Below are 12,306 nucleotides of genomic sequence, written 5' to 3' on the forward strand. Positions count from 1 at the left end.
CGACGACGACGTCCTGTTTTCGAACCCAAGGAGTTAAACAATGACTGTTTACGCCCAGCCCGGCCAAGATGGATCCAAGATAACGTTCAAGCCACGTTACGAAAACTGGATTGGCGGTGAATGGGTGGCCCCCATTAAGGGGCAGTACTTCGAAAATATCTCTCCAGTCAATGGCAAAGCCTTCTGTGAGGTTGCGCGGGGCACCGCCGAGGACATCGAGCTGGCCCTCGACGCCGCCCACAAGGCTGCCCCCGGGTGGGGCAAGACGTCAGTGGCTGAGCGCGCAGCGATCCTCAACCGGGTAGCGGACCGGATCGAGGAGAACCTGGAAATGCTGGCGGTCGCCGAAACCTGGGACAACGGCAAGCCCATCCGGGAGGTGCTCGCCGCTGACCTCCCGCTCGCAGCGGATCACTTCCGCTACTTTGCCAGCGCTGTCCGCGCACAGGAGGGGCGCCTGTCCCAGCTGGACGACAACATGACCGCCTACCATTACCACGAGCCACTCGGCGTGGTAGGTCAGATCATCCCCTGGAACTTCCCGATCCTGATGGCCACCTGGAAACTTGCCCCCGCGCTGGCCGCAGGAAACGCCGTCGTCCTCAAGCCAGCCGAGCAGACGCCGACGTCGATCCTGGTGCTGATGGAGCTGCTCAGCGATATCCTGCCCCCGGGAGTGCTCAACGTGGTGAACGGTTTCGGTGTGGAGGCTGGCAAGCCACTTGCGTCGTCGAAGCGGATCCGGAAGATCGCGTTTACCGGTGAAACGACCACCGGCCGGTTGATCAGCCAGTACGCGAGTCAGAACCTCATCCCGGTCACCCTGGAACTCGGCGGGAAGAGCCCCAACATCTTCTTCGGCGATGTTGCCGACAAGAAGGACGCGTTCTATGACAAGGCCCTTGAAGGGTTCGCACTCTTCGCGTTCAACCAGGGCGAAGTATGCACCTGTCCTTCCCGGGCGCTGATCCAGGACTCGATGTATGACTCCTTTATGGCCGACGCCCTCGCGAGGACCGAGAAAATGGTGCAGGGCAACCCGCTGGACACGAACACCCAGGTCGGCGCCCAGGCATCCAATGACCAACTGGAAAAGATCCTCTCCTACTTCGATATCGGCAGGCAGGAAGGGGCGAAAATCCTCACCGGTGGTGAACGGATCACCCTCGACGGCGACCTCTCGGAAGGCTTCTATGTAAAGCCGACCATTTTCGAGGGCACCAACTCCATGCGGGTGTTCCAGGAAGAGATTTTTGGACCCGTTGTGTCGGTCACCCGCTTCAGCGACTACACCGAAGCAATGCAGATCGCCAACGACACCCTCTACGGGCTCGGCGCTGGTGTCTGGTCCCGCAACGGGAATGTCGCCTACCGTGCCGGCCGCGAGATCCAGGCCGGACGGGTCTGGGTGAACAACTACCACGCCTACCCTGCCGGGGCTGCGTTCGGTGGCTACAAGTCCTCGGGCATCGGCCGTGAAAACCACACGATGATGCTTGACCACTACCAGCAGACCAAGAACCTGTTGGTCAGCTACAGCGAAGACAAGCTGGGCTTCTTTTAAGGAGCGGCGATTCCTGAAGGAGCGATGATGACAGTCGAAGCCACCGTAGAGCTGCCCGGGGAAGATTTCTCGCGGGTAGCGCTCACGGAGTCAGCGGTGGAACTGCTGAGGAAGCTGTGGGATCTTCACGGACCCCTGATGTTTCACCAATCGGGTGGCTGCTGTGATGGGTCCTCGCCAATGTGTTACCCGGCGGATGACTTTATTACGGCGGAAGCCGATGTGCTGCTCGGAGTCCTCAACGTCGGTGAGGGGGCCGAAGCCGCCCAGCTGATCGAGTTCTGGATGTCCCGTGAACAGTTCGAGTACTGGCGGCACACGCACCTCACGGTCGATGTGGTCCCAGGGCGGGGGAGCGGGTTCTCCGTCGAAGCTCCGGAAGGAGTCCGGTTCCTGATCCGGTCCCGGCTGATGTCCTGACCAGCTGTCCGGCCCATCTTCACGTGGGCCGGACAGCTTCAGCAGGCCCATCACGGGTGAACGTGATGAGTTGCACACCGAATCTGGTTGCACAGAATGCAAAATTGCACTTAGTGTAACAATGTGAATGATCCAACCGTAGCGATGAGTGCCGTCCTCGCGGGTACGCCCGGGCGGCGCGAGCAAAACAAGCTCGACACCCGAAGGGCCATCGCCGTATCCGCGCTCGAGTTTGCCCGCACCCACGGGCTGGGCAACTTCACCGTGGATCAGGTAGCCGCCGAAGCAGGCGTGTCACGCCGCACCTTCTTCAACTACTTCCACAGCGCCGAAGAGGCGCTCACCACTTCCACTGATGCCTTTCTCGAACTGGCTGCCGCCGAATTCATGGCCAGGCCAGCGGACGAGCCCCTCTTTGACGCCATGATCGCGGCGCTCGCGGCCATTGCCAAGACCGAGAATCTCAGCGTCTGCGGGGAACTCTTCCGGATGGCCGAGGAAAGTCCCGAACTGATGCGCAGTCAACTGCATGCCTGGGAGCGAGCCGAAACCCGGATCCGCCAGGCGGTCAACGAACGACTGGGCGGCAACCTCGATCCCCTCTACCTGCTCGCGCTCGTTGGTGCTGTGCTCTCCTGCGTCAAGGCCGCAATGCAGGTATGGGCCGCCGCATCCAATGCACCACCCGCCGATTCAGCGAGTGAACTGGAAGACCAGATTGTCGGCGCCCTCTCGATGTTGCGCGACGGATTCAGTAACCCCAGCTAAGCCGGCCGCAACCGCCAGGCCGATCAACGCCGACCGGTCCGCCCACCCTTATTGCTTTCCAACAACCGAACGAACCGAGGAACACTTCATGGCACACCTGCTGTACCGCTTAGGCAAGTTTGCATCACGACAGCGCTGGTGGATTGTTTCCGCGTGGCTTGCCATTCTGTTGGCCGTGGGGGGTTCAGCGGCCGCGTTCTCGGGCACGTTGAGCAACAACTTCACCATTCCCGGCACTGAGTCACAGCGTGTCCTGGATGAGCTGAGGGACACCATGCCTGAGGCCATTGGCGGTATGGGAACCATTGTGTTCACGACCCCCGATGCTGCAATGACCGACGAACAGCAGACCGCTGTCGAGGACGCGCTCGCTGACCTTGAACAGGTTGAGGGCGTCGAATCAGTCATTAATCCCTTCGACATCTCCCGGCAGCTCGAGGACGGCCAGGCCGGCATCGACGAGGGCCGCGCTGAGATCGAGCAGGGCACCACCGAGCTCGAAGCCGGTGCCGCGCAGGCAGAAGCCGGTCAGGCCGAGCTGGATGCCCAGCGCGCCGAGTTTGAACAGAGCCGGGATCTGCTCCCACCCGAGCAGGCGGCGGCAATCGAGGCTCAGCTGGCGGAAGGCCAGGCCCAGCTCGACGCGTCGCTTGCCGAGATTGAAGAAGGCCGGGGTCAGCTTGAGGAGGGCCTCGCGGAGCTCGACCTCGCCGAGCGAACCCTCGAGGCGTCCTCCGGAATCAAGTTCGTGTCCGACGACGGCGCCGCAGCGGTAGCCAGCGTCCAGTTTGATTCCCAGATTGACGCCGTCACCCCGGAAACCCGCGAAGCGGTCCAGGTTGCAGCCGACGCTGCCACCGAAGCGGGCGTTGAGGTCAATTACAGCAAGGAAATCGTCCAGGACATTTCCGAAATCTTTGGGATCGCAGAGATCGTCGGCCTGCTGGTCGCTGTCATCGTGCTGATCGTCATGCTCGGCACCCTGGTTGCTGCCGGGTTGCCGCTGCTGATGGCCATCGTCGGCGTCGGGGTCGGAGTGGGTGTGACCTTTGCACTGACCGGCGTCATCTCGATGAGCTCCATTACCCCCGTGCTCGCCTTGATGCTCGGTCTCGCTGTCGGCATCGATTACTCCCTGTTCATCGTGAACCGGCACCGGACCCAGCTGCTTCGCGGCATGGACCTGCAGGAGTCGATTGGCCGGGCCACCGGTACCGCTGGCAACGCCGTCCTGTTTGCGGGCATCACCGTGATCATTGCCCTCGCGGCCCTAGCAGTACCGGGGCTGCCGTTCCTGACCCTGCTCGGGATGTCAGCCGCCGGTACGGTTGCTGTCGCGGTCCTCGTGGCGCTCACCCTGACCCCGGCGTTGCTCGGGTTCATGGGCCGGAAGGTGATCTCCCGCCGCCGGTGGGCCAAAGCGGAGGCTGAATCCGACCTTAACTCCTCCCACGAGCAGTTGCAGCTCGAGGCTGACAAGCTGTCTGCCAGCGGTCGTGGCTGGGGAGGCTTTGCCACCCGCAAACCGATCCTCACCCTCATCGCGGGCGTTGCGGCCCTTGCAGTCATCGCACTCCCAGCCCTTGAACTTCGGGTGGGCCTGCCCGACGGCGGCTCGGAGCCAGTGGACTCGACGGCGTTCCAGGCGTACGAGCTGGCGGGGGAGTATTTCGGCGAGGGGACCAACGGTCCGCTGCTGGTGGTGGCTAATCTTCCCGCCACCGACTCTGACGCTCAGCTAAGCGAGCTACAGCTCGAGGTCGCCGACCGCCTTGCCGCAGTGGACAACACGGCCGCTGCCGTTCCGGCGGGCGTCAGCGACGACGGGCGGACCGGCATTTTCCAGGTGATCCCCACCGAGGGGCCCGCCAGCGAGAGCACCGAAGAACTGGTCCGGGAGCTCCGCGACTCAGCGCCGGGCATTGAATCGGACACCGGCGTACTGATCTCGGTGACCGGTCAGACGGCAGCCAACATCGACGTCTCAGAGAAGCTGATGGAAGCAATGCCCCTCTACCTGGGGATCGTCGTCGGGCTGTCGCTGGTGCTGCTGCTCCTCGTGTTCAGATCGATCCTGGTTCCCCTGATCGCCACGGCAGGTTTCCTGCTGTCCCTGCTGGCCAGCTTCGGTGCCACCGTAGCGATCTACCAGTGGGGCTGGTTCGGTGACATTTTCGGGGTGACCAACCCAGGACCAATCCTCAGCTTCCTACCCATCATCCTGATCGGCGTCCTGTTCGGGCTGGCAATGGATTACCAGATGTTCCTGGTCTCGGGGATGCGTGAGGCCTGGGTCCACGGAGGCAGCGCCAAGAGCGCCGTCCGGGTGGGCTTCAGCCACGGTGCACGGGTGGTGACCGCTGCAGCCATCATTATGGTCGCGGTCTTCGCCGGATTCGTGTTCTCCCACCTGACCATGGTCCGGCCAATCGGGTTTGGTCTGGCCTTCGGGGTGCTGATTGACGCCTTTGTGGTCAGGATGACCCTGGTGCCTGCCGCTATGTACCTGCTGGGAAGGCACGCCTGGTGGCTGCCGAAGTGGCTGGATCGTATCCTGCCGGACGTGGATGTCGAGGGCGCCCGACTAGCCCAGTCAGTACCGGCCTCGGAAACTGACGCCTCGGATGATGTCGATCAGGTAACAGTCAAGGGGTAAGGTGTCGCCGCTTGGTGCGCTGGTCTTGCCTGAGAGGTAAGCCGACGTACTATTCAAGACATGGCCAGACCACCCAACCCAGAGCGCAAGACGGAACTGCTTGACCAGATCCTGGACTACTTGCTGGATAAGACCTTTGCAGGACTCAGCTTTCGTACCCTGGCAGATGGCCTTGGTATCAGCAGTTACGTGCTGGTCTACCATTTTGGCAATCGCGAGGAGCTGGTCAACCAGATCGTCACCCACATTGAGCGTCGCGACGAAACGGTGAAAATGCCTGACCCGGCTGAGCTCAGCGGGAGGAGTTCTACGAGTGGTCACTAGCGTCCTGGAAGTGGACTCAGATCGAACGCAACCGGCAGTTGCAGCGGCTGGAGTTCGAAGCATCCCTGCACGACGCTGTGAGCCCCACGCCGAGGGAGAGCGCGGTAGCGAAGTTCGACTACTGGCATGGCTTCATTCGCGACTGGCTGTTGAACCAGGGTGTGCCGGCAGACCGGGCTGATGCCGTCGCGCGGGTCCACATTTCGGGCATCTATGGATTGCAGTATGACTTCGTCGTCAACCGGGACCGGCCGGCTGCTGAGGCTGCGCTGCTGCTCTTGATGGACTACTTTTTCGATGGGTTGGACCGGGCACTTGACCAGCAACAGTAGTCCAGTCAACAATTTCTGACTTGAAGCAGCGCACCAACCGAAAAAGGCGGGCACCGTGAGGTGCCCGCCTTTTTCAAACCCATTAGTGGGTGAGTCGGTTAGACCTTGTTGGCTGCTTCGGCCTGGGTGCTGCCACCGGAGGCGTCGGCGCCAAGTGCCGCACGAAGCTTGGCACCGAGTTCGACGTCGACGTTGGTCCAGTACTGGATGGCCCGTTCCCGGATGGCGTCGATGGTGACGCCGCCGACGGCACCGGTGATGGTCTCGAGGAAGCGAGCCCGCTCACCGTCGTCGAACACCTCGCGGTACAGGGTGCCGGCCTGGCCGAAGTCGTCGTCTTCAGCGTGGAGGGAATGCGCGGCGCGCACCAGATCGCCGTCGTTCTCCCAGCCGCCGTGTGGACCGTACTGCGCCGGGTCAGCCGCGGGGCCGCCCACCGAGTTTGGGGCGTAGACCGGGGTGGAGGGCGAGTTGAAGTCGTAGCGCGCTGCTCCGTCCTTCGAGTAGTTGCGGACCTCGTTCTTCGGCGCATTCACGGGCAGCTGTGCGTGGTTGGTGCCCACACGGTAGCGGTGTGCATCAGCGTAGGAGAAGATCCGTGCCTGCAGCATGCGGTCGGGGCTGGCTGCGATACCGGGGACGAAGTTCGACGGCGCGAAAGCGGCCTGCTCGATCTGCGCGAAGTAGTTCTCCGGGTTGCGGTTCAGGGTGAGCTTGCCGACGGGGATCAGCGGGTAGTCGCCCTGCGGCCAGACCTTGGTCAGGTCGAACGGGTTGAAGCGGTAGTCCTTGGCGTCGTCGTACGGCATGATCTGGACCTTGAGGTCCCAGCTGGGGAAGTTGCCAGCGGCGATGTTCTCCGACAGGTCGCGCAGGTGGTGATCGGCGTCCGAGCCAGCAAGCGCCTCGGCCTGGTCTCCGGTCAGCACCTCGTGGCCCTGGTTGGACTTGAAGTGGTACTTGACCCAGGACTTCACGCCGGCTTCGTTGATCCACATGAAGGTGTGCGATCCGTAGCCATTCATGGTGCGCCAGGAGTTGGGCAGACCGCGATCGCCCATCAGCCAGGTCACCTGGTGTGCTGACTCGGGGCTGAGGGTCCAGAAGTCCCACTGCATGTCGGCGTCGCGCAGGTTGGTGCCCGGCAGGCGCTTCTGTGAGTGGATGAAGTCCGGGAACTTGATGCCATCGCGGATGAAGAAGACGGGGGTGTTGTTGCCGACCAGGTCGTAGTTACCCTCGTCGGTGTAGAACTTCAGGGCGAACCCGCGGGGGTCACGCCAGGTGTCGGGTGAGCCCTGCTCGCCGGCAACCGAGGAGAACCGCAGGAGCGTCTCGGTGACAGCACCTGGCTGGAACAGTGACGCCTTGGTGTATTCGCTGACGTCCGAGGTGACCTCGAAGGTACCGAACGCGCCGCCACCCTTGGCGTGGACCACGCGCTCGGGGACACGCTCGCGGTTGAACTGTGCCAGCTTCTCGATCAGGTAGTGATCGGTCAGGGGAATGGCACCGTCGCGGCCGAGGCTGGACGAGTTGGCGTCATCAATGACTGGTGCTCCGGATTGGGTGGTGCTGAAGTTCGAAGACATAAGGCTCCTTTGTTGGTGCGGTTAGTGACTTTGGGGTGGTCTGTGAGGGGTGGAACTAGCGACAATCGGCGCAAAGGCCCTGGTAGACGACGTCGGCAATCTGGATCGTCATCGGGCTGGCGCCTTCCGGCCACTGCGGGGTCAGGCAGGGCGCGTGGCCGACGGCGCAATCGACGTCCTCGATGCGGCCGCAGCCGGTGCAGACGGCGTGATGATGGTTATCGTCCACGCGGGTCTCGTACCGGGCGGGAGAGTGGGGCGTTTCGATCCGGCGCAGCAATCCCAGTGCGGTCAGATCGGCCAACACCACGTACACGGATTGCACGGTGATGTCGGGTAAATCGACGCGGACGCTGGCGGCGATGTCCTCGGTGGTGGCATGGGGGGACAGGTCGACGGCGGCCAGCACCGCGAGGCGCTGGCGGGTCACCCGGCGCCCGTTGGCACGCAGGGCGGTAGCCCACTGCGCCTCAGCGACTTCCGGTTGTGTTGCCATCTCGGTCATGACCTCAGTCAACCATTTATTCTGAGAAACTCATAATAGGCGCGCCGGTGGCGTTGGGGCGGCCGGGCGTTGGGTACCGTTAGTAGATCACTGAGAGGGATGTTCATGAGCCGATCCATCTGGGAGCACTCCCAAACCGTCGTAGTGGACGGAGTTTCCTGTTCGGTCAGGACCGTCGGAACTGGCAGCCGCGAGGTGGTCCTGATTCATGGGATCGGGGTCTCCACCCGCTATTTCGAACCGCTTGCCGAACGCCTTGCCCGGACCTGCACCGTGCACGCCATTGAGCTGCCCGGGTTCGGGGCGATGCCCGCGCCGCGGCGCCGACTCACGGTCAAGGAGTTTGGCGGTATTGCCGCTGCTGTGATGCGGATCCTCGGAGTGCGCGACGCCGTCGTCGTCGGACACTCAATGGGCTCCCAGGTTGCCTCGGAGGCGGTGCGTGCTGCCCCCGAGTTGGTGGGCCGGCTGGTGCTGCTCGCGCCCACCATCAACGATCGGGAGCGGACCGCTGCCACGCAGATGATGCGTCTGGCGCAAGACACCCTGAGGGAGTCGCCGGTGGCTAACTACATTGTGATTTCCGACTATTTCCGGGCCGGGATGAGGTGGTATCTGAAGACTCTGCCTTCCATGCTGGAACACCGGCTGGAGGACGCGCTGCCGGAAATTGCCTGCCCGGTCACTCTGGTGCGGGGAAGCCGCGACCCGATTGTGCCCGCCGACTGGCTTAGTCGACTGGCGGCCACCGGTCAGGACGTGACAACCGGGGAAATCCAGGGGGAGCCCCATGTGATGATGTATCGCTCACCCGAACCCACCGCCCGATTCTGCCTTGGCGAAACATCACGTGTTGCTCGCTAAACGAGCCTGGTCGTGGGTGCTGGACTACGTCTACGTAGGATATTGGCAGGTGCACGGGTTCCTCTTCCGGGAGGATCCAGCCAGATACCTGACCCCCGACCGAGGTGCCGACCGTGAGGCCGGTCCGCCAGTGCTTCTCATTCCCGGCATCTACGAAACCTGGCAGTTCATGCGCCCGGTCGCAGCTCATCTTGCGTCGGCTGGCCACCCGGTCCATGTGGTCCAGCAGCTCGGGTACAACCGGGGCACCGTCCAGTCCATGGGAAGGTACGTTGCTGAATATCTGGCGGCCCACGACCTGACCGATGTTGTGCTCGTGGCCCACAGCAAGGGCGGGCTTATTGGAAAATACGTGATGACGCAGCCCGACAGCGGAGACCGCGTGCGGCAACTGATTGCCATCAACTCGCCGTTCTCGGGCTCCATCTACGCGAATTTCTTCATCCTGCCGAGCATCAGGGCGTTCTCACCGGGGAACAAATTCCTCCGCACCCAGCTGGCCAATATTGAGTCAAACGCCCGGATCACCTCCATCTACAGCAGCTTCGACCCCCACATTCCGCGGGGCAGCCAGCTGCCAGGAGCCGAGAATATTCAGCTGCCGACCATGGGGCACTTCAGGATCATCGGCGACAAGCGGCTGCTCGGCGTCGTCGACCAGTCGATCGCCGACTACGGCTCCAGTACGGGCTGAGCGGCAGATAGCTCGTTCGACCTAAGCGCTCCGGTCCTTGCCGAGAGTCCGTGCCCGGTTCGTTTGCCTAGAGCCCCCGACCCGCGGCACGCCCGGAGTCCCGCGCCGGAGAGGTTCGCCCCCGGTTCCGGCGAACGCAGCAGATACCGGCGAACGCCCCCGATATATCGGCTGCGTTCGCCGGTTTGGGGCGCGGCTGCGGGTTTCGGCCGCGATGGAGACGCAGTGGTTGCTTAGCCGGGTTCCATGCTCCGGGATCGTTGGTTGCTGGAGGAAACCACTTCGCCGTTACACTTCATAAGTGCCCAGACTCCTCGCCGATATCACCCCTCTGAAAGAGAGCCCTGCGTTCCGGAGACTGTTCTTCGGGATGGCGCTTTCAGCGGTCGGCACCCAGCTGACCCTTGTCGCTGTGAGCCTGCAGGTATACAGCCTGACCGAGTCCAGCCTGAGCGTTGGCCTGCTGGGGTTGTTCGCCCTGGTTCCGCTGGTGGTTGCCGGACTTTACGGCGGTGCGATTGCTGATGCGCATGACCGGCGCAAAGTGGCTCTGGTCTCGGGATTCTTCCTGTGGGGCAGCACCATGGCGATCGCCGCGCAGGCCTGGGCGGGCATCGAAAACGTGTGGCTGCTCTACGCCCTGGTGGCAGTCCACTCGGGCGCGGCAGGAATCAACCAACCCACCCGGACCGCAATCATTCCGCGACTCGTCCGTCCCGAACTGCTGCCGGCCGCCAACGCGCTCAGCATGATCACCTTCGGATTGGCGATGACCGTGGGTCCATTGTTCGCTGGGTTGCTGGTTGCTCAGGTGGGATACGGCTGGACCTACACGGTCGACGTCGTCACCTTCACCGCAGCGCTGTGGGCACTGTTCAAGCTGCCCCCGATGCCCCCGGAAGGCAAGGTCCGGAAAGCTGGCCTCGCCACGGTGCTTGAGGGATTCAGATATCTGGGTACGCGGCCCAATATCCGGATGACGTTCCTGATTGACCTCGCAGCCATGGTGATGGCCCAGCCGCGGGCGTTGCTGCCAGCGATCGGGGCGGTACTCATTGGCGGCGGCGAGCTGACAGTCGGGATCCTGTTGGCCTCTGTTGCCGTCGGGGCTGTCCTCGCGGGGTTGTTCTCCGGGCCGTTGGGCCATATTCACCGGCAAGGTCTGGCCGTGATGTGGTCGGTGATTGGGTGGGGAGCCTCGGTGAGTGCCTTCGGGCTGGTGGTGGTGATGGCGGCCAACTCTCAGGCCGCCGCGCCCGACACCCTGTCCCCGTGGATCATCCCGGCGGCGATCTGCCTGGTCTTCGCCGGGATCTCCGATTCCATCAGCGGCGTTTTCCGCAGCACCATCCTGCAGTCGGCTACCCCCGATGCGATGAGGGGCCGCCTGCAGGGAGTGTTCATCGTCGTCGTGGCCGGTGGCCCGCGGTTGGGTGACATGGTGGCTGGCGGAAACGCCGAGTGGCTGGGGGAGGGCTGGACTGCAGTTTGTGGCGGGTTGCTCTGCATTGTGTTGGTCATCATTTTGATGAAGCGCCAACCACGCTTTGCGCAGTACGATTCACGTAACCCCGAACCGTAGCCGCGGGCCAGAACATCATGGTCCGTGAATAGGGCCGGATGTGGAACAGTCCAGTTATTCGGTGCGTTGTACGGGATGAACGACCGATACTCAAGGAGTTGGCAGTTTCAGTGCATAATCATTTCAATGGCGCCAAGACGGTAATGCTGTTTGGCGCCCTTATGGGTATCTTCCTGGTCTTTGGTGCTGTTATTGCCGGTGCCACGGGCAGTTCAGCCTTCATCTGGATCTTTGCGCTGATCGGCGTGGGTTCGGTGGCGTACAGCTACTGGAACAGCGACAAGCTCGCCATCCGGGCGATGAAGGCCGTGCCGGTGACCGAGCAGCAGGCCCCGGCCATGTACCGCATTGTGCGCGAGCTCAGTACCAAAGCAAACAAGCCAATGCCGCGCCTGTACGTTTCACCCACCATGGCGCCCAATGCCTTTGCTACCGGCCGTAACCCCGAGAATTCAGCGGTCTGCTGCACGCAGGGCATCCTGAATCTGCTGAATGAGCGTGAACTGCGCGGTGTGCTGGGACACGAGCTGATGCACGTGTACAACCGCGACATCCTGCTCAGCTCGATGGCAGCCGCGGTGGCCGGTGTGATCACCTCGGTGGCGCAGATGTTCGCGTTCACCGGCATGATGGGCGGCAACCGGAACTCCGGCGGGAACCCCATCGCTGCGATCCTCCTCGCGATCCTGGCGCCCTTCGCCGCCGTGCTGGTGCGCTCAGCCATCGGCCGGACCCGCGAATACGACGCCGATGAGGATGGCGCCAAGCTCACCGGCGACCCGCTCGCCTTGGCTTCGGCGCTGCGGAAGCTGGAGCGCGGCACGCAGCAGGCACCCCTGCCGCAGAGCCAGCAGCTCGTCAACACCTCGCACCTGATGATCGCCAACCCTTTCAAGGGCGGTGGCGTCCAGAAGATGTTCGCCAGTCACCCGCCAATGGACGATCGCGTCCAGCGACTCGAGCGGATGGCCGGCCAGACGCTGCGGTAGTTCTTCTTAACCTACG

Annotated in this window: 12 protein-coding genes; 10 read left to right on the plus strand and 2 right to left on the minus strand. The window is 63.0% G+C overall.

Going from position 1 to position 12,306, the window contains the following annotated elements:
• Window positions 1-40: 40 nt before the first annotated feature.
• The 6 genes from DDA93_RS14015 (at window position 41) to DDA93_RS16885 (ending at window position 6,064) form a co-directional block, all read left to right on the plus strand.
• Window positions 41-1,564 carry an aldehyde dehydrogenase family protein gene (locus DDA93_RS14015; protein ID WP_024475729.1) on the plus strand — a complete coding sequence of 508 codons (1,524 nt, stop codon included), beginning with the start codon at window positions 41-43 and terminating at the stop codon, window positions 1,562-1,564.
• A 27-nt stretch (window positions 1,565-1,591) separates the two neighbouring features.
• Window positions 1,592-1,984, plus strand: a complete 393-nt coding sequence (locus DDA93_RS14020; protein ID WP_116779119.1) for a DUF779 domain-containing protein — start codon at window positions 1,592-1,594, stop codon at window positions 1,982-1,984.
• A gap of 123 nt (window positions 1,985-2,107) precedes the next feature.
• Window positions 2,108-2,752, plus strand: coding sequence for a TetR/AcrR family transcriptional regulator (locus tag DDA93_RS14025; protein ID WP_133185536.1), 645 nt, complete (start codon window positions 2,108-2,110; stop codon window positions 2,750-2,752).
• 88 nt (window positions 2,753-2,840) lie between these two features.
• Window positions 2,841-5,408: an MMPL family transporter gene (locus tag DDA93_RS14030; RefSeq protein WP_116779114.1), complete on the plus strand. Its 2,568-nt coding sequence runs from the start codon at window positions 2,841-2,843 to the stop codon at window positions 5,406-5,408.
• 60 nt (window positions 5,409-5,468) lie between these two features.
• Window positions 5,469-5,732 carry a TetR/AcrR family transcriptional regulator gene (locus DDA93_RS16880; protein ID WP_243400645.1) on the plus strand — a complete coding sequence of 88 codons (264 nt, stop codon included), beginning with the start codon at window positions 5,469-5,471 and terminating at the stop codon, window positions 5,730-5,732.
• A 77-nt stretch (window positions 5,733-5,809) separates the two neighbouring features.
• Window positions 5,810-6,064 (plus strand): hypothetical protein, encoded by a 255-nt coding sequence (locus DDA93_RS16885; protein ID WP_243400646.1) that lies wholly within the window; start codon window positions 5,810-5,812, stop codon window positions 6,062-6,064.
• Window positions 6,065-6,162: 98 nt separating this feature from the next.
• Here the strand turns inward: DDA93_RS16885 and DDA93_RS14040 are convergent, their stop codons facing one another.
• Entirely contained in the window at window positions 6,163-7,656 is a 1,494-nt protein-coding gene (locus DDA93_RS14040) for a catalase (protein ID WP_019481777.1), read from the minus strand.
• 55 nt (window positions 7,657-7,711) lie between these two features.
• The gene (locus tag DDA93_RS14045) at window positions 7,712-8,152 is read right to left on the minus strand and encodes a Fur family transcriptional regulator (RefSeq protein ID WP_035746551.1); all 441 of its coding nucleotides are present in this window, start codon (window positions 8,150-8,152) and stop codon (window positions 7,712-7,714) included.
• Window positions 8,153-8,266: 114 nt separating this feature from the next.
• Here DDA93_RS14045 and DDA93_RS14050 point away from each other — a divergent pair, with 114 nt between their 5' ends.
• From DDA93_RS14050 to htpX, 4 genes are all read left to right on the plus strand, one after another.
• Window positions 8,267-9,025, plus strand: coding sequence for an alpha/beta hydrolase (locus DDA93_RS14050; protein WP_243400647.1), 759 nt, complete (start codon window positions 8,267-8,269; stop codon window positions 9,023-9,025).
• On the plus strand, window positions 9,012-9,719 hold the full coding sequence (locus DDA93_RS14055) for an alpha/beta fold hydrolase (protein ID WP_116779116.1): 708 nt from the start codon (window positions 9,012-9,014) through the stop codon (window positions 9,717-9,719). Before DDA93_RS14050 ends, DDA93_RS14055 begins: the two co-directional genes overlap by 14 nt.
• Before the next feature lie 301 nt (window positions 9,720-10,020).
• Window positions 10,021-11,301 (plus strand): MFS transporter, encoded by a 1,281-nt coding sequence (locus DDA93_RS14060; protein WP_116779117.1) that lies wholly within the window; start codon window positions 10,021-10,023, stop codon window positions 11,299-11,301.
• A gap of 110 nt (window positions 11,302-11,411) precedes the next feature.
• Window positions 11,412-12,290, plus strand: a complete 879-nt coding sequence (gene htpX, locus DDA93_RS14065; RefSeq protein WP_116779118.1) for a zinc metalloprotease HtpX — start codon at window positions 11,412-11,414, stop codon at window positions 12,288-12,290.
• Window positions 12,291-12,306: the final 16 nt, after the last annotated feature.

The organism is Arthrobacter sp. Bz4 (assembly GCF_003075455.1).
In the GTDB taxonomy this organism is placed as follows: domain Bacteria; phylum Actinomycetota; class Actinomycetes; order Actinomycetales; family Micrococcaceae; genus Arthrobacter_D.